We start from the raw sequence: 18,942 nt of genomic DNA, 5'->3' as shown, positions 1-18,942 counted from the left end.
TTGATTTTGAAGTAGTGCTTGAGGATACATTACACTAAGCAACTTTAGTTTTAAACATAAAAAAATCCCCACTTTAAGAGTGAGGATTTATAATAATTTTACAAATAAAATTACATTGAAACACAGGAAATTATTCTTTTATTATTCTAATTCCTGTGTAATTACTTTTTGTTAAGTATTCCGTACTATTTACATCAAAATAATCATAGGCGCTGTAGCCGTAAATGCCATTGCTGTAAAATTCTGCTACATTACCACCTAAATCATAAATTTCAGCATTACCTATTTTAACAGCTTTAAAACTTCCTACGGGCTTTAATAGTGACACTTTAACATCGTTTAATTTTTCTTGTAATTTTTCATAATCGCTTGGTATTAATTTATAACCCGCCCAATAGTTTATAATATTTTCTTTTGAAGCCACTTTTACGGCATGTTTATGTAATGCTTTAGCTTCTTTTTTATTGGGTAATCTGTAAACATTTCCGGTTAAATTTGATAGCCACGTAATGTAATTTTTAGCTGTTTCTAAATTTACAACCGCTGGATAATTTTCATGACCAACTGCAAAAGTATGATTTTGTTTAAATGCCTTTAACTGGGCGTTAGTTACTTCAAAACGACCAATGGACGTTGAATCTTTTTGTATGCTAACCGTTTCAGGAATTAACTTATTATCTTTTAATTCACCATATAAACCATTTTGAGATTTTACAGATTGAAGCTTTAAAATATCACCCAAAGGACTTTCTTTTTTAAATGCTTCATTTTTAGTTTTAGGCTTGTTAAGTAAATAGGTTTCTATCCAAGTAATTTCTTCTTTCATTTTACGTAACTGATGCGTAATTTTACCTAAACCGTGTGGTTGATTAGGAAACCAAAGAAAACGCACTGGTGCTTTACCAACTTGTTGTAAGCCTCTGTAATACTCCCAACCTTGGTCTCTAGGCACTGCTCTATCTGCACTACCGTGAAATATTATGGTTGGTGTTTTAATTTTTTCAATTTCAAATAATGGTGATTTAAGTATGTAGTTTTCATTGTAAATTTTGCCATTAACATCATCCCAGGGTGCTCCACCAAAATAATGCTGATCAAAACTTACACCAAACCTACACGTTCCGTAATCTGATGTCCAGTTAACATCACCCGCGCCCGGAGCTGCTACTTTAAACATATCTGGATATTTTACCGTAAGCATGGTACTTAGTATTGCACCATTAGACCAGCCCATTGTTCCTAATTTATTTTTATCTATTTTACCAGCAGTGTGCAACACTTCTATACCTTTAATAATATCATCCATTTCTGGTACATAATAATTTTCTTTTATGCTCTCTACATGCGACAGCCCGTGGTTTGATGAGCCGTGATAATTAGGTTTTAAAACAAACATGCCTTTTTGCGCTAATAAATTAGGATAAGTGCTCCAACGTTCAGACCAAGAATCTAAATCTTGACTTGCTGGCCCACCGTGAATAGAAAGCATTAACGGGTATTTTTTACCTTCAACATAGTTTTCAGGATAATAAAGAATACCTGTAACTTCTTCATCGTTATAGCCCTTCCAAACCATAACTTCACTTTTGGTAATGTGCTTTTTTAGTAAATTTTTATTCAACTTAACTAATTCTGCTTCGTTTAAAATTTTATGTTCTTTTATATCTGAAATAAGAAAACTTGGTAATTTTGATGCTGTTGAATAGGTATAAACCATTTTTGAACCATCAATAGAAACTGCATTTACAGATACGTGATCATTCTTTTCATTTAAATCAATTTTTTTCTTTGTCCAAGAGTTATCATTCTTTTTATAGTATGCTAAACGTCTGGTTGCTTTGTTTGCTAAAGAAACTATAACATCATTACCAACAACATTATAACCGCCTGCATGACCTAAACTCCAATCTAAATTTACTTTAGTATGCGTCATGGTTTCTAAATTGAAATAATACAACTCATTAATTCCTGCGCCATTATATTTTGGGTTAGAACCATAGGCCGAAGAAAAATAAAAACCTTTAGAATTATTGGTAAACTGAAAGCTATATGTTGGAAATTCAAATTCTGTAAGTATTTTTTTTACCTTACCTGTTTCTAGGTTTTTTAAATACTGGAACGGATCTTTTTGGGCATCTGAAGCATACGCAATATTACGCTGCATACCATAAATTAACCATTTTCCATTTTTAGATACTTTATAACTTGTTAGCGGTTTTTTATTAAATGTAAGCTTGCTTGTAGTTTTATTTTTTAGGTTAAATGCGTAAACGTGGTTAGGTTTCCAGCTTAAGGTATCTTCAACAATAATTACGTCATCTTTACTTTTTTCATTGGTAATTTCTTGCAACGTTTTTCCATCATTAGATTGAAATAATAAAGTTTCATCATCTTTCCATTGTAAATTAGAAATTCCGTTTTTAAATTCTTTTACTTCTTGAGCTTCTCCTCCATAAATACTTAATTTCCAAAGTTTTTTGCCTTTATCTCTGGTTGATAAAAAATAGATATATTCACCATCTTTTGAAAAAATTGGACTGTAATTATTGTCTTTACCATTGGTTAATTGAATGGTTTTAAAAGCATCATTTTTCTTAATATCTAGTCTTGTTAAATAGATATCAGACACAAAACGGTCTTTTTCTTTAACAGCTTTCTTCTTTGTCCATACTACCATAGTATTATCTGGTGATATGGAAACAGAACGCATGTATTGAGTGTTTATAATATCTTCGGGCGTCCAAAGTGATGATTCTTTGGTGTTTTGAGAATAACTAAATTTAACAAAAGCTACCAATAAAAGGATGAAATAAAATTTTTTAATATGCATTTTATAAAAAACTGTAAGATTAATAACGAGTTTAATTGTTTTATGTAATTTGGTGAAATTACAAATTACTTTAATAATTAAATAGGCTATTATAAGTTTTATGGATATAATAATTCTACTATAAAATTTATTTGAATTATTTATAAATCTGATTTTAAAACTTAAATAATTGAGGTATTGTAACTTTCTGTGATAGCTTTATAGTGAAAACTTGAGTGAAAAAAAAATCCTCACTTTAAAAGGTGAGGATTTTTTAATTTATATATTTCCTAAAAACAAATTAGCTATAAATAAACCTCTAAAATTTTGGCGTTGTTTCCTTTTAAAATAACTTGACATATACTTGCTGGTAGTAAAACCGTTTCACCTTTATTTACGTTAAATTCATCTTCATTAAAATTTAAGCTAAAATTACCTTCAACACATATAAAAATCACAAATGAATCTAAAGTATTATAATCTAACTTTAACTCATTGGTTAATTCAATTATATTAGTTTTAAAGTAAGGTGAATGAACTAACTTTGCTGGTTTATTTTGAATGGTATTGTAATTTGTTTTGTAATTATTACATGCATTAAAATCAATAGCGTTTAATGCTAATTGCGTGTGTAACTCTCTTTGTTTTCCTGTTTTTTTATCTACACGTTCATAATCATAAATTCTATAAGTAATATCAGACGTTTGTTGTATTTCTGCCAAAACTGTACCAGCTCCTATAGCATGTACTCTACCGGTTGGTATGTAAAACACATCTCCTGTTTCAATTTTTTCTGTATTTAGAACATCTAATATTGTTTTGTTTTGTAGTGCTAAAATGTATTCATCTTTAGTAATTTGTTTATTAAATCCAACTATTAATTCGGCATCTTCTTCACAATCCATTATATACCACATTTCATTTTTTCCAAAGGAGTTATGACGCTCTTTTGCCAACTCATTATTTGGGTGTACCTGAATAGAAAGCGGGGTTTTAGCATCAATAAATTTTATTAAAACAGGAAAATTATCTTTAAACGTTTTATAAACTTTATTTCCAACAATACTGCCTTTATAAGTTTGCAGAAGTGTTTTTAGTGTTTCCCCCTTTAATGGCCCGTTTGCTACTATTGAAACGTCTCCCTCAACATCTGAAATCTCCCAACTTTCACCTATATTGGTTTTATTTGAATTCTTTTTAAAAGTTGATGTTAATTTTTCTCCTCCCCAAATTCTTTCTTTTAAAATGGGTTCAAATTTAATTGGATATAATTGCATTGTCTGAGTTTTTGTAAGTATTAATTAATGATATTATTTCTAAACTGCTTTTGAATTTTTCAACATCAATTATTTTATCAGATTTGAAATTGATATTGTATGCTTTATTTGGAATGATATCAAAATAATTATTTGAAAATTGCCCTAGTTCATCTGTAGTTAAACGTACACTTTTAGCTAAGGTATTGGCTTTAAATTTAATTGTAATATTATTGCCTTCAACTTTTAAAACTGTAAAATCAATTTTAGGCTCTGTTAAATTTAAGTTTTTAGGTGTTTCAAAATAATAAATACTCTCATCAAAAACGTTATCATTACTTCCTATTAATTCGGTAATTACAAACGTTTTGTTTTTTTCTTCTTCGGAAACTAATGCGCTAACGTCTTTACTTAAATAAACTTTACTTGTATTTGCCTTAATGGTTACGGCCTGTGTAACTGTTTTAATCACTTTCCCTTCAAAATCTAAAACACGTAATTTAAGATATGCTTTTTTGTCTTTTACTTCATCTGAAACAATATGCACTTCTAATTTCTCTTTGTTCTCATAAAACATTACTTTAACTGCCTTATATAAATCTTTTACTTTGTAGTGAGCTGCTTTCCAATTACCATAATAATCAATGGTAGACCATGAGGCAACTGGCCAACAATCGTTTATTTGCCAGTATAAAGACCCCATACAATAAGGCATGTTTCGCCTATGTGCTTCAATAGCTATTTGCATGCCTCTTGCTTGTAATAACTGACTAACATATAAAAACGCCTCAAAATTCTTTGGTTTTTTATATAGCGGTTTCATGTAATACTCTATATTTTTATTGCCTATTGGGTGACGTTGATGGGATTTCATAACTTCTGAATACACATCCCAATCTTGTGGTTCTGTAAATTTTTCTACTGAACTAAACTCTGGAAATGACTGAAATCCGTATTCAGACATGAAACGCGGAATGTATTCATTAAAAGTTGAAAACGTTTCTTGCTGCCCCCAAACGCCCCAATAATGATAATCTCCCGATGTTAATGTGGCATCTTCTCCTCTTGCTGAAGTTGGTGATGACGCCCAATAGAATGTATCGCTATCAAATTCTTCAACTACCTTGGGTAAAATTTTATGGAAAACATCGGTATACCCTTTCCATATCTTATCTACTACTTCTTGCCCTTGGTTGTTAAGAATCTCTGGAATCCACCCCCAATTTTTCCATGCGGTTAAATTTTCATTATTACCACACCAAAGTGCTATACTTGTATGATTTCTTAATCTTTTAACATTATAAATAGCCTCTTCTTTAACGCTAGTTAAAAACGCTTCATCTCCCGGATACATGGCACATGCAAACATAAAATCTTGCCAAACTAGAATACCGTATTTATCGCATAGATTATAAAAAATCTCTTTTTCATAAATACCACCACCCCACACGCGTATCATGTTATAATTGGCATCTACCATATTTTTTATAATTGTTTCATAATCTTTTACCGTTACTCTTGTTAAAAATACATCTTGAGGAATGTAATTAGCGCCTTTCATAAAAACTGGTCTTCCGTTTAATTCAAAATAGAAGCTTTCTCCATATTCATCTTTATTTTGAACAACTTTTAATGTTTTGATACCAATATTCCGCTCTTCAAAAGACACAATTTTACTTTTGTGTTTTAACTCAACTTCAACGTTATACAACTTTTGGTTTCCTAGTCCATTTGTCCACCATAATTCAGGGCTTTCAATTGTGAAAGGAATTTCAATTTTGTTAAAACCTAAATTTAAGTTTATTTGTTTCTTTATATGTAAGTTTTGGTCAACCTTAATGTTTAAAATAGCATTAATTTTTTCTGTAGACTCAATTTCTAATTCTGCTGCTAAAAAAGCTTTCTTGTTTGTTAAACTTTCTTGTTTTATATAAACATCTCTTATAATGGCTTTGTTCCAAGACCGCAAATCAATATCTTTCCATATACCACTTGTAACGAGCCTTGGCCCCCAATCCCATCCAAAATGATACCCGGGTTTTCTACTAAATACGGCTACTTGTTTTTTGCCTAAGCCTCCATTTTCAGATTGGTCATTTACCGCATTAGGCAAGTTATAACCTAAAGATTTGCGTTTTTCTAAACCTTTTTTTATTGGTGATTGAAACACTATTTTTAAATGATTTTCTCCTAATTTTAAATACGGTTTAACGTTTACTTTATACTCTAAAAACATATTATCTGTTTTTAATAACAAAGCGTTATTTAAATATATACTGGCATAGGTATCTAAACCATTAAATATTATCTCAAGGTTTTCATTATTTAGGGTAGCTTTATTTACTTCAAATTTTGTTTTGTATTCCCAGTTGTTTTTATCTATCCATTGTAAATCTTTTTCATTAATTCTGTAAAAAGGATCTGCTATAATCTTGTTTTCTAGCAAATTTGTATGCACAGTACCTGGCACACTGGCTTTTAACCAACTAGTATCTTTTTCTGTTTTAAATAGCCAATTATTATTTAAGCTTTTATGCGTACTTTTTATTGTTTTACACGAGGTTACTAGCCATAAACTGATAATAACTGTTGCAAAATGGATATATATTTTTTTCATAAAAAACTTTGAAATTACAAAAGCACCACACCAAAAGTTTTGTGCAGTGCTCTTAAACAAAACTAAAACTAACTATTTTTTTATAAACTTTTTAACACTTACCTCACCATTAGTATTTTGAATAGACAAAAAATATAACCCTGGTTTTATTGAAGATACATTGGTTACGTTGTTAGTAAATGTTTTTATTAAATTTCCTGATGTATTGTAAATTGTTCCTTTAATAAATTGAGTATTATTAACAAATAAATTATCTGTAACCGGATTTGGATAAATATTTAAATAAGTTAAAGAATTTTCCTTTACACTAAGTGCATTGTTATTAACTATAATATCATCAAAATACCAGACTTCACCTCCATCATTATCATTAACATTAAAAAAGAAAGTAAATTTATCATATGTAGCGGTATTAACATCTACTCCATCTAGTGGTGAAAAATTAAGTGTAATTTTCTGCCAATTTGCATTTGCTGTTGGTGTTGCATAGGCCTCTGCCACACCACCAACGCCATCAAGCTCTAATTTAGAATACATTTGCGTACCAGAGGGTGCAATTATACTAAACTCTAAATTGCTTAAATCTTTTAAATTTAAAGGCGTGTTTATTATTACTACTGAAGCATTAGACCATGCATTTCCGGCAGGAATAGTGTATTTACCTACTGTAGCCGATGTGTTTATGCCTGTGGCATTAGGGTTAGCCACCACTTCTGGTGTGCCATTCCATGCTAAATGTTGATATTCTGAAGGGTTTTCAAAATCCACAACTGTTGTTTGAGAAAGTACTGTTGCCGTAATAAACAAACTTCCTAATAATAAACATAGTGATTTTTTAATTTGTGTATTTTTTTTACTCATAATTCAATGTATTTAGATTAATTGGATTTAGTAAAATTAACACTCAAAAAGAATATTCTATTCCTGTATTTTATTGATTACTTACTATTTAATGAAGTAATTAATTAGCCATAATCACTAATTTTTAAGTTCAAGCATTTTTAAGGCATAACGTTTACCCAACGCTCTAACACCTTTAGAATTAAAATGTACATTGTCTTCTCTCACATCACAACCTTTAGACGAAATTATGTGAGATGTTGGAATAACATTAGGTAATGTATTTATTATTGGATTCATACTGGCACAAAGTCCATTTTGATCTTTATGTACTAACTCACCTGCCAATAATGGTACCTCATCCGCCTTAAGATTTAGGTCTTTTAGTATATTATTATAAACCACCTTAACATATTGGGGCCAATTTTTATCATCTTTATTTGTTTCTCCTTGATGTAAAAGTATGCCTTTTATAACGCCATCTTTTTGAGCCAGTTTAGCCAGTTCTATAAAGTGTCTATACGGATTGCCACCGTAATCATTTATTTTCTTTTGAAACCAATCTTCTGGATAAGTTTTGGTGTAATTCTTGTAAATTTCTTTATCAAACAATCTAATATCACTACCGCCAACAGCCACATTTATTACACCAATTTTAATACTATCTGGTAAATGTTTTACCATGGTTTTTCCAAAATAGTCGGCAGGAGATAATCCTGTATAGCATTGACTTAACGGTGGTGAAGCAGGATACCAAATATTCTTTTTTCTCAATAAATTATCACAATCTAGAGACTGAAGTACCAAAAACCTACTATTCTCTATTCTGTCTTGTTCTTCTATTTGAGCAGATCCTTCCATATTAGATTGCCCGAAACATAGATAAATATGAAAATTTGGATCTTGAGCTTTTGCTTTTATAGAATAGCACGTAATGATTACTAAAATCAAAACAGAATAGGTAGTTTTTAAGGTTCTGAACATTATATTTTATTTAAAAGTTTTTTAGCTAAGGTTTCGAGTTCAACACCTTTAGTTTCTGGCATTAAGAATATTACAAAAAGTAATTGCAATACCATCATAAAGGCAAAAAACGCAAATACAGTTCCTGCTCCTACACTGGTTATTAAAACAGGAACTAAAGATGGTATTATGGCAGCCAATATCCAGTGTACCGACGAGCCAAATGCTTGTCCGCTTGCTCTTAGTTTATTGGGGAATATTTCAGAAATAAATACCCAAATAACTGCTCCTTGCCCAATAGCATGTGAGGCTATAAACAAAAACAAAAATCCGGGTACTGCCATTCCTCCCCAATTAAGAAAAAATGCCACTGCAACCATACCCAAAGAGATTATATACCCAAAAGAACCAATGTACATTAAAGTTTTTCTACCAAACTTATCAATCATGGTAACTCCTATAATGGTAAAAACAAGATTGGTAACTCCAATTCCAATACTGCTTAATAGTGCTGTACGCTCTCCTAAGCCCGCTTCTTCAAAAATTCTTGGAGCATAATATAAAAACGCATTAATTCCAGAAAATTGATTAAAAAATGCAATAAGAAATGCTAAAATTAAAGGTAATCTGTACTTTTTTAGAAAAATACTTTCATTTCTTTCTTCAGCTTTATCATCATTGCTTTCTGTAACAAAGTCATTGATATTACCATTTGGATTGACCACTTGGAATATTTCCTTAGCTTCTTCAACTCTATTTTGAGATAACAACCACCTTGGGCTTTTGGGTATTGTAAAGGCTAAAATTGTATATAATAACGCGGGAATCGCTTCTACCCCAATCATCCACCTCCAAGCATTAAATGCAATAGAACTTAGTAAATAGTTAGACAAAAAAGCCATTAATATTCCCAACACAATATTAAATTGATAAAGTGCCACTAAACGACCTCTATCTTTTGCTGGTGCAATTTCTGAAACATAAGCTGGCGCTGCAACCGTAGATGCTCCAACACCCAACCCCCCTAAAAACCTAAAAAACGCAAAAGTATATGGATCATTTACCAAAGCGGAACCTAAAGCCGAAACAAAGTAAAAAACGCCAATCCAAACCAGTGTTTTTTTTCTTCCAAGCTTATTTGTGGGTAGACTACCAAAAATAGCTCCAACAACAGTTCCCCATAAAGCCATAGCCATAACCACAGAGCCATGAAATGCATTCGAAGAATTCCAAAGCGCTTGCAATTCCTTATCTGCACCAGATATTACTACAGTATCAAACCCGAACAAAAATCCGGCCAAAGCCGCTGTAATAGACCAAGAAAGAATTTTATTCATTGTTTAGAATACAGTTATTGGTAGATGTATAAAACTAAAAAGCAGAAGAGAATAAGGATCACAGACCATACTCTAAAATTCTTATAGAATGGTACGCCTATTAAAGCTTTAGATTCTTCTTGATATATCTTTTTAGTCCAAATTAGCTCTTCAATTTCAGTTTTGTTATCAGGTTTGGAAAACAAACTAACCACGATGATTATAACCGCACTAAACACAAAGTAAAACGGTACTTTTAATAAAAAGTGAATATCTCCTAAAAGCTCATAATTAAAGGCTACTTTGGCAACAACCGTAACTACGGCAGCAAAGGCACCACCTATAAGTCCCCAGAATGCCCCGTGCTTGTTAATACGTTTCCAAAAAACACCTAAAAAGAAGACCGCCACTACAGGAGGCGCTATATACGTTAGCATTTCTTGATAGTATTTTAATAATGAATCAAATTTAGAAACAAAAGGCACCCATAATACGGCCAAAACCAATACAATAACTGAAACAATTTTACCAACATAAACTTGTTCTTTTTGAGATGTATCCTTTTTCATTTTGGTATAAAAATCCATAGTAAACAAGGTAGCAACAGAATTTAAAAGTGCACTAAGCGTAGACGTTAAAGCTGCAACCATAGCTGCTAACATTAAACCCAATAAACCCGTTGGCATAAGTTCAATTACCAACTTTGGATATACCATATCATTCTTTGGTAGTCCAGGAAATAAATGCTTCCCTATTACAGCAGGAAAAATGATGATAAAAATAAGTGACACCGTTAAAAATCCTACTAACAAGATGCCTTTTCTACCGTGGTCTATAGATTTTGCAGTAAGTACGCGTTGCACTAAAACTTGATTATTTCCCCAGAAGTAGAACCCTAAAATTGGAATTCCAACAATCATTCCTAACCACGGTACTGAGGCATCATCTAGTGGCCTTATTAATTTCATCATATAATCACCCTCTAAAAGTAAGGTCTTTAGATAGTCTAAACCACCATTATTCATGGCTAAAAATGTTAAGATAAATGTGCCTCCTAATAATAAAATGCCTTGTATTAAATCTACTTTTATTGCAGCAGAAAGCCCTCCTGGAATGGTATAAGCTGCCACTATTAATGCAAAAATTATAGATAAAGACATTATTGACATTGAGGGAAATACCAATTTCATTAATAATGATGCGGCATATAATGCACCTGCAGCATCAAGAAATGTAGACCCCATTAAGGTGATAAAGGAAAAATAATACCTAGAACGTTTATCAAAACGCTTTTCTAAGAATTCCGGAATGGTAAAAATGCCCGATTTAATATAAAATGGTAAAAAGAACATGGCAAAAAACACCATGACCAATACAGATATTAAATCGTAGTTGAACACGGCAATTCCCGTGGAATAGGCATCACCACTTTTCCCAATTAAAGTTGTACTAGAAATACTTGCCGCAAATAAGGAAAAACCAATAATTGGCCAAGTCATGTTTCTTCCTGCTAAAAAATAATCACTGGTAGAATCGCTCCCTTTTTTAGACGCTTTAATTCCAAACCAAACTATGAATATAAAGTATACAACAAGTACCGTTACATCTACAATTCCTAAATTATATTCCATAAATTTCCTTTTATTATTTAAGTTCTATTGAACTAATAAACACTACACTATTTTCTTTTAAGCTTAACTTAAAACCTTCAGGTTTAAAATCTACACGCCTTGTTACTACAGGAAAACCTTCAGCATTTACAGGTCTGTTATCCTCTGAATATTCGTATAGAAACAACTCTTTCTTATGCCATTCTAAATCTGATTTAATTTCAATTGCTTTTGAAGTACTTGATTGATTTACAAAAGCCATAGAAAGTACATCTTTCTTTACAGAAGCAACGGCTCTAATACTATCATTCTTTTTTGAAAAATCAGGTTTAAAAATCTTGGAACCTGGTGGGAATGTATTACATAACAACGTCCATGTATAAGACCAAGGCCTTGGTGTTTTATCAGCTTTTAAATCACCAAATTCTTCTGCTAAAATATTCCACATACCCCACTTTTTTAGTTGATTTTTTTCTCCTAAATCTCCAACTGTATGCATGGCATCATCTAAATCCCAAGCAATGGCACCACCTACCTCAGCAAGCATACTTTGTATTGCTGCATCGGCCATATCTACACCGTAGAAATAATCATATACAAACATAGAAGAGTCATCTGGTCCAGCATATGGATCTTCTTCACCTCGTTTTCTGTTTTCATCTTTTAAAGTGCCACTGTATTTCATACCCAACTCACCTAAAACCATTGGTTTTTTAGTTTTGTTTATTTCTGAAGTAAAAGGTTGCAGATATGAGATGAAGTTGCCTGTTCTTATTAAATCCTGATCTGCATAAATATGAAAATCATATAAGCCCGTAATAGCATCTAAATCTGTTACCGTTGAGTATACCCAATCATGCGCTTTTTTTGGATGTTTTGGATGATCCCACTGGGTTACAGCATCAGGTCCTGAAAGTGTTACATACTTATCTAATCCAGTTGTTTCAAGCTCATTTGCTAGTAATCTATAGCCTGTTTGCCATTGCTCCCAATCGCCATCAGTTGATGCCCAATAACCATTAGGTTCATTTACCAAGTTATAGTACTTAATACAAGTATATCCTTTTTCAATTATTAAATGATTTAAATATTTAGTAATCATTTTTATCCATCTAGGATCATCGGCTCTTTCAATTTCTGGAATAGATTCATCTAAATTCCATAAGCCTGGAGCACCCCATTCACCAAATAAAACTTGAATATTACGTTTCTGGCAATAATCTAACAGTTTATAAAGGCTTTTTACCTCTTGGGTATTGAAATCTAAAATTGGATGTCCACTTTTATCTAACCCTTTATAGTATCTCCATGTTGAGACATCCATTACCCTAATAATATGCGGATTAACAAAATCTAGTCGTTTATAAAGTTCTTCCCATTTGTCATCGGTCATTAGGAATCCCCATTCTGCCTCGTTAGAGTCTGCATGCGGATACGCAGACCACTGCACACCATGACCAATAAAAGGAAAATTAAGTTTCCCAGATTCACTAAACGAGATGGTTACATCTACCTCTTTATGTTTTTTATTTACACAATAGGTTAGTGTAAGCCCCAATATTATTAAAGCGCCATACGCTAGAAAATGAATGCCTTTTTTTATCATTTTGATTTTTTCAATTCGTCAAGTAATTCATTAATGTTACATGTAGCTAGACCAATATATTTATCGGCTGCTCCATAATATACATAAAGTGTGTCATCAATAATCATATTACCTGTAGGGAAAACACAGCCTTTATAATACCCTTCAATTTCATAATCATGTTCTGGCTCCATAATCCAGTCTTCTAATCTACCAATAACTTTTGTTGGGTCTTCTAAATCTAAAAGTGCCGCTCCAGCGCGGTAATATCCTAATCCGCCATTTTCAACACCATGATAAATTATTAACCAACCATCTTTAGTTTTTAAAGGAGGTGTACTTCCACCAACCTTTTCTTCCCAAGTACCTTCTCTTCCTGCTATTAACATTGTACTTTCTCCTTCCCAAACCATTAAGTCATCTGAAAAACGAATCCAAATTGCTGGTTTGTTAGTACCATATGCCTCACCTATCCACTCTTTTGGTCTGTGTAACATGGCAAATTTCCCATTAATTTTTTCAGGAAATAAAATAACATCTCTATCATCTAAATTAGACGTGGTTATTCTTCCTAAACGTTTATAATTTTTAAAATCTTTAGTAATTGCTAATCCAGAGTTTGCAATGTTCTTTTTGTATACTAGCGGTGTATCTTCACCAGATTCTGGTAATAAAATAACATCGTGGGCAAACTTCCAATACTGTCCTGGAGGAAAGGGCCTGTAGGCATAGGTTATGTAATATTCGTCTCCAAATTTTACAATTCTTGGATCTTCCACTCCGCCCATATCAGGCCCATCAACACTAGGTGAAAATATGGGGTCATTAGACATTCTTTCAAAATTCACACCATCGGTACTTTCAGCTAAGCCAAATCTTATGTAGTGCTCTTCATCATCACCAGCAGCTCTGTAAAGCATTGTAAATTTCCCATCTTCATACCAAACTCCGGGATTACATACTACAATGTTTTCCCAATGATTATTTGGATTTGGACTAAAAATTGGATTTTTTTCGTGCTTTTCTAAACGTATAACACCTACTTGCTGTTTTTTAATAGTTTTCATTCTATTTTATTTTTTTAATTACTTGGTTATGTTTTTAGTGAAAGTTTTAATCCATGTTAGTATATAGGACAAAAGATTCACCTTGTAATGTTATATTGACTCCTTGTTGAAAGTTTAATGCCACATTATTTTCTGATGGTACGGCAAATCCATTGCCATCTACTTCTCCTTCAAAAGAACCATCTGCATTGGACTTATAAGTATACTTGTTAGCAGTTAAACTACTTAATGCATCTGATTTTAAAACAATGTCATAAGTTGTATAATGTGAATTAACTATGGCTACGGTATATTTTCCATTAAAAACACCTACTACAGCTCTAACACCTTTTTTATTTGGTAATTCAACATTGAATATTTCGCTACCAGCAGGAAAATATCTTGTTAACAATGATACCGGATAGAAATACGGACGGATATTTTCATCTGCTCCGTTACCGGCTAACTCTTCGCCTAAAATATTCCAAAAACCCCAACGTTTAAGTGCAGTTGTTTGGTAATCTCCATTATCTGGACTGTTGTACATAGCATCATCCATATTCCAAACTAAAGCGCCAGAATAGCCTTCTCTCATTGTTTGAATTATTGCATCTGCCATATCAATGCCGTAAAAAGCCTCATATACCATCATATTAGAATCTTCTCCTGCATAAGGATCATTAGCTATAGCTTCTTCGTTCTGTCTCTTTAATTCTGCATCAACCTCATCATATTTAAAGCCTATTTCTCCTAAAACAATTTGTTTTCCTTCTGGAGTTACTTTTTTGTAAGCTCTTAACATATCACTGAATTCGCCATTACGAACTAACTGTTGTTTTGGGTATACATGAATATCATAAAGCCCAACATTATCACCAAAATCGTTGTTAGTATTAGCTAACCATTCCGTTTGACTAGCCGTATTGAATACGGCAATATCTGGCCCCATTAATTTAACTTCCGATAAAGAATATTTAGCCATTTCTTGGAGATAAGCTAATTGTACATCTCTATAAATATCATAACTACCTTGTGTAGAAGCCCAATCTCCATTAGGTTCGTTAATAATGTTTATGGTTTTTATAACGGTATATCCTTTTTCATTTACTAAATGATTTAAGAATTTTACAGAATTTGCAATCCAATTCATGTCTATTGTACTAACATTTCCAACAGATTGATGCCCCCATTCTCCGTAGGTTATTTCAATATTTCTACTTTGTGCATAGTCTAACATTTTAAATAATGATTTGGTTTTTGTAACCTCGTCATAGGTACCATTATTATCGTAAGACCACCCTGCGTTTGTCATTATTCTTAAAAAAGGTGGACGCATAAAATCTATTCTTTCAAACATCTTATTCCAATCTGCATCACTTAAAGTTTCTTGTCCTAACCATGTTTGTACTAAATCATAACCACCCCATTGAGCACCATTACCAACAAAATTGTTAGACACCACCTGAGAGGTTATATTTATCTCTCTATTTGCCTGAACCGTTTTATTTATCTCATCATCTAAATTATTATCATCACAGCTGACTAAAACCAGAATTAGAGAAAATAATACCGATATCATATATTTTGATTTATTCATTTTAAAAATGTATTTAACACCTGCAAAAGCATAAGTATGCAGGTGCGGTTTTTTATTTACTTAAGTTATACCACATTTTTTTAGACATGTGTGCAGTTTCTTCGTAGCTGTAGTTTTGCTCATTCCAATCAAACTGTTCTGCTAGGAACTCTAAATCTGAACTTAATGCAATTGTAGTCTCTGTTTTTACTTCTAAAGTTAAAACGAAGTTAGTACCACCACCATCAGTGATGGTAACTGTTTCTCCGTCTAAAATCCAAGTACCAGTTCCTGTTGGCACTTTTCTAAATCTGCTATTAAAATCTGTTTCAGGCCAACTAGTGTCATCAGACACAAAATTTCCGTATGCGCCGTCTGTACCTGCGTTATTATCATAAGTTCCGTATGGTCTATCTTGAGCATCTTTTCCGGTTACAATAAAGGTTATTGTATTGTCTAGCTCTGTAGATGCGTTTGGCAAATAATTTGTTACCAATTCATTTTTATCCCAGCCCCAGCTTTCCCAAGTAAACAAATCTGCATACAAACCTATTTCATCAATTGTCCATGTTCCGGCAATAGATACATCACTAACATCTAAATCTATTTCTAGGTTAATTGTCCAAACTACGGCTTCACCTGCTTCAGAAGTAATTGTAATTTCAGAAGTATAATCTCCAGAGAAATCTAAAGTTTCTCCAACTGCTTTATCTGAAGAGGCTAAAAACGAAATTCCTAAATCTGTAATTTCAATTGCCGAAATATCAGCTCCATTATCTTCTATTACAACGGTAACTGTTTTGTTACCTCCATCTATTGTAGCATCTCCTACTTGATTAGCAACCGTTAACGATCTGATATCATTACCAGTTTGCGGCACATAGTCTCTAGTTAATCTATACCACATAGATTTAGACATGTGCGCTAATTCTTCATAAGCCCAAGCTTGTACATCCCAATCAAAGAGATCTGGCTGATATAGTAAATCTGATTTTAAGGCAACTTCCTCTGTATCAATAAACACTTCTAAATCTAGTTCATAAACCTTTCTATTCTCATCTGTAATTATAACTTTATTACGTTCAAAGTCTCTTAACCAAGTACCTGAACCTGTTGGAATTTTTCTAAACCTTTCGTTAAAATCCCACCCTTGAGCGGCATCGCCAAAGTTACCATAAAGTCCATCGTTACCAGGTTTATGTTGGTAAGTACCAAACGGATTTCCGTTTTCATCAGCACCTTCAACATTAAAACTAAGTATGTTATCTAACTCTGGTGATAATTCTGGTAGGTAATTATTAATTTTCTCGTATTTTTCCCAGCCCCAGCTTTCCCAGGTCCACATATCTGCATACAAACCTATTTCACCAATGTACCAATCTCCTTCTAAATCGGACACAAATGGTAATAAGGTAACTTCCCAGTTTAATGTTTCTCCTGCTCCAGATACAATTGAAATTTCACTCACACCACTTGAAAAATCTAAAGTTGATCCTTCAATGTTTGGGGTTGTAGCTCCGTAAGACAATTCTATATTTTTAATTTCTACCTTGGTGATATCAGCAATATTTTCTTCTTTGGCAAATATTTTGATTTTAGCATCATCAAAATCTCTTTCAATAACGGCCGTCCCTATTTGCCCTTCAACTAAAATTGAAATGATATTACGTTCTTTTTGCCAACCGGTTCCTTCTATAGTTTCAAGAGGATTATCGTTACATGCCACCATGAATAGCGACAGGATAATTACACTTATTTGATATAACTTTTTCATTTTTCTTGTTTTTAGTTGATGTTTGGATTTAAATCTATTTCGCGTTGCGGAATTGGATAAAAAGACGCAGCATTTGGTGATAAGCCTGCGGCTTGAAACACTTGAGACTGTACCATATTTTTACGTCTTAAATCCCAAAGACGGTCACCTTCAAAAGCTAATTCTCTTTGGCGTTCTTGAATTACTAAATTTCTAAATTGATTTACATCTCCTACGCTTGCCAACTCACTTACACCTGCTCTTCTACGTATCATGTTATAATGCTGTAAACCATCTGTATTTGCTGTTGCTTCGGCATAAACCAATTGAATATCTGAATATCTAATTAAATAAGGTCTAGTACTTGTTTTATCACCTTCAAACTCTGGATCTATATATTTTCTTGTGAAAGGGTATTGTACTGCACCGTCATTAATTGTTCCTAAAGATGTTTCAGTTTCATCATAAACTTCAGAAACTATGAGTTCATTTCTGCGTTTATCATCCACTTCGTATGACGTAAATAAATCATCTGTGGTTTGGAATACGCTCCAACCATCATGCGTTGGCGAGAAAGAATCATCTGAATTTTTAAGATATACTGTTGAGCCTCCCAACCATGGAATGAAGTATTTTGATAATTTGGAATAATCGCCCTCTTTTGTTCCAGATCTATCCATTGATAAAATGAAGATATGTTCTGGTCCGTTAGGAGCATTAACATCATAAATATTCTGCAAGTTATTATCATGATAATATTCACCTTGATTATTTAAAACAGCTCCTGAAAATTCGGCTGCTTTAGCATACAAATTATCTACACTCTCTGAAATGGTGTTATAATTTGGCACTCCACTTTCTTTAGCTGAAGCTGCAAACAAATATACTTTTGCCAATAGAGCTTGTGCTGCCACTTTATCTGCTCTTCCAACTACACGATTTACTTCTAGGTAATCTATTGCTGTGGTTAAGTCTTCAATTAAGAAACTGTAAACTTCTTCCATATTGGCAGGTAACACAGCTGTTGTTTCGTCTAATCTATCTATTAAAGATTTTTGTAGAGGCGCCAAACCAAATGCTTTAACAACATTAAAGTGATTGTAAGCTCTTAAGAATAAGGCTTCACCTAAGAGGCGTTTTTCATCGGCTTCATTAAAGCCTCTTCCTTCTACATTTTCTATTACGGCATTGGCTCTATTTATTGCAATGTAAGCAGATCTGTAGAATTGCAATAACAAATCATTTTGCGAGCTTACTTCCCAGTTTACAAATTGTTGAGCATCTGCACCTTCATCTGGTTTTACCACACAATTGTCTGAAGCTAGTTCTGTTAAATAAAATGTTATTGGTGCATAACTCACTAAAGTTAGCGCATCATAGGCGTATAGTACAGACGCTTCGGCGTCTTCTAAACTTTTATAGAAGTTATCATCGGAGTAAAAACCTTCAGGCTCTACATCTAAACTTTCACAGGACACAAGGCCAATTGCAAAAGTTAAACCTAATATTATATTTCTAAAATTCATTTTTTTCAATTCGTTTATTGTTATAAATGCTTGTCTAGTCATAAC

Annotated in this window: 12 protein-coding genes; all 12 read right to left on the bottom strand. The window is 32.6% G+C overall.

Annotated elements, in window-relative coordinates; all coding sequences use genetic code 11:
• Positions 1-130 precede the first annotated feature (130 nt).
• The 12 genes from ACYX4H_RS12230 to ACYX4H_RS12175 all read right to left on the bottom strand — a co-directional run bounded on the left by ACYX4H_RS12230 (position 131) and on the right by ACYX4H_RS12175 (position 18,939).
• Entirely contained in the window at positions 131-2,830 is a 2,700-nt protein-coding gene (locus tag ACYX4H_RS12230) for a prolyl oligopeptidase family serine peptidase (RefSeq protein ID WP_476236566.1), read from the bottom strand.
• A 284-nt stretch (positions 2,831-3,114) separates the two neighbouring features.
• Complete coding sequence (locus ACYX4H_RS12225) at positions 3,115-4,086, bottom strand: type I phosphomannose isomerase catalytic subunit (protein ID WP_476236565.1); 972 nt, start codon at positions 4,084-4,086, stop codon at positions 3,115-3,117.
• Positions 4,067-6,682, bottom strand: a complete 2,616-nt coding sequence (locus ACYX4H_RS12220; RefSeq protein ID WP_476236564.1) for a beta-mannosidase — start codon at positions 6,680-6,682, stop codon at positions 4,067-4,069. The genes ACYX4H_RS12225 and ACYX4H_RS12220 overlap by 20 nt, the downstream gene beginning before the upstream one ends.
• Before the next feature lie 72 nt (positions 6,683-6,754).
• Positions 6,755-7,543, bottom strand: coding sequence for a T9SS type A sorting domain-containing protein (locus ACYX4H_RS12215; protein ID WP_476236563.1), 789 nt, complete (start codon positions 7,541-7,543; stop codon positions 6,755-6,757).
• A 117-nt stretch (positions 7,544-7,660) separates the two neighbouring features.
• Positions 7,661-8,506, bottom strand: coding sequence for a sialate O-acetylesterase (locus ACYX4H_RS12210; protein ID WP_476236562.1), 846 nt, complete (start codon positions 8,504-8,506; stop codon positions 7,661-7,663).
• Entirely contained in the window at positions 8,506-9,822 is a 1,317-nt protein-coding gene (locus tag ACYX4H_RS12205) for a sugar porter family MFS transporter (protein ID WP_476236561.1), read from the bottom strand. Before ACYX4H_RS12205 ends, ACYX4H_RS12210 begins: the two co-directional genes overlap by 1 nt.
• A gap of 14 nt (positions 9,823-9,836) precedes the next feature.
• Positions 9,837-11,432, bottom strand: a complete 1,596-nt coding sequence (locus ACYX4H_RS12200; protein WP_476236560.1) for a sodium:solute symporter — start codon at positions 11,430-11,432, stop codon at positions 9,837-9,839.
• 13 nt (positions 11,433-11,445) lie between these two features.
• The gene (locus tag ACYX4H_RS12195; protein WP_476236559.1) at positions 11,446-13,017 is read right to left on the bottom strand and encodes a hypothetical protein; all 1,572 of its coding nucleotides are present in this window, start codon (positions 13,015-13,017) and stop codon (positions 11,446-11,448) included.
• Positions 13,014-14,063 (bottom strand): glycoside hydrolase family 130 protein, encoded by a 1,050-nt coding sequence (locus tag ACYX4H_RS12190; protein ID WP_476236558.1) that lies wholly within the window; start codon positions 14,061-14,063, stop codon positions 13,014-13,016. Before ACYX4H_RS12190 ends, ACYX4H_RS12195 begins: the two co-directional genes overlap by 4 nt.
• A gap of 46 nt (positions 14,064-14,109) precedes the next feature.
• Positions 14,110-15,639, bottom strand: coding sequence for a hypothetical protein (locus tag ACYX4H_RS12185; protein WP_476236557.1), 1,530 nt, complete (start codon positions 15,637-15,639; stop codon positions 14,110-14,112).
• Positions 15,640-15,691: 52 nt separating this feature from the next.
• The gene (locus ACYX4H_RS12180) at positions 15,692-17,392 is read right to left on the bottom strand and encodes a hypothetical protein (protein ID WP_476236556.1); all 1,701 of its coding nucleotides are present in this window, start codon (positions 17,390-17,392) and stop codon (positions 15,692-15,694) included.
• Between the two features lie 11 nt (positions 17,393-17,403).
• A complete protein-coding gene (locus ACYX4H_RS12175) occupies positions 17,404-18,939 on the bottom strand; it encodes a RagB/SusD family nutrient uptake outer membrane protein (RefSeq protein ID WP_476236555.1) in 1,536 nt (511 codons plus the stop codon).
• Positions 18,940-18,942: the final 3 nt, after the last annotated feature.

Source organism: Seonamhaeicola sp. ABD4_340 (assembly GCF_056312135.1).
This window is presented reverse-complemented; position numbering and strand designations above follow the sequence as displayed.

Coding starts and splice junctions, on each gene's coding strand:
- ACYX4H_RS12195 (WP_476236559.1), bottom strand. CDS start 13,017: ATGATAAAAAAAGGCATTCATTTTCTAGCGTATGGCGCTTTAATAATA.
- ACYX4H_RS12190 (WP_476236558.1), bottom strand. CDS start 14,063: ATGAAAACTATTAAAAAACAGCAAGTAGGTGTTATACGTTTAGAAAAG.
- ACYX4H_RS12200 (WP_476236560.1), bottom strand. CDS start 11,432: ATGGAATATAATTTAGGAATTGTAGATGTAACGGTACTTGTTGTATAC.
- ACYX4H_RS12185 (WP_476236557.1), bottom strand. CDS start 15,639: ATGAATAAATCAAAATATATGATATCGGTATTATTTTCTCTAATTCTG.
- ACYX4H_RS12180 (WP_476236556.1), bottom strand. CDS start 17,392: ATGAAAAAGTTATATCAAATAAGTGTAATTATCCTGTCGCTATTCATG.
- ACYX4H_RS12205 (WP_476236561.1), bottom strand. CDS start 9,822: ATGAATAAAATTCTTTCTTGGTCTATTACAGCGGCTTTGGCCGGATTT.
- ACYX4H_RS12230 (WP_476236566.1), bottom strand. CDS start 2,830: ATGCATATTAAAAAATTTTATTTCATCCTTTTATTGGTAGCTTTTGTT.
- ACYX4H_RS12175 (WP_476236555.1), bottom strand. CDS start 18,939: ATGACTAGACAAGCATTTATAACAATAAACGAATTGAAAAAAATGAAT.
- ACYX4H_RS12210 (WP_476236562.1), bottom strand. CDS start 8,506: ATGTTCAGAACCTTAAAAACTACCTATTCTGTTTTGATTTTAGTAATC.
- ACYX4H_RS12225 (WP_476236565.1), bottom strand. CDS start 4,086: ATGCAATTATATCCAATTAAATTTGAACCCATTTTAAAAGAAAGAATT.
- ACYX4H_RS12220 (WP_476236564.1), bottom strand. CDS start 6,682: ATGAAAAAAATATATATCCATTTTGCAACAGTTATTATCAGTTTATGG.
- ACYX4H_RS12215 (WP_476236563.1), bottom strand. CDS start 7,543: ATGAGTAAAAAAAATACACAAATTAAAAAATCACTATGTTTATTATTA.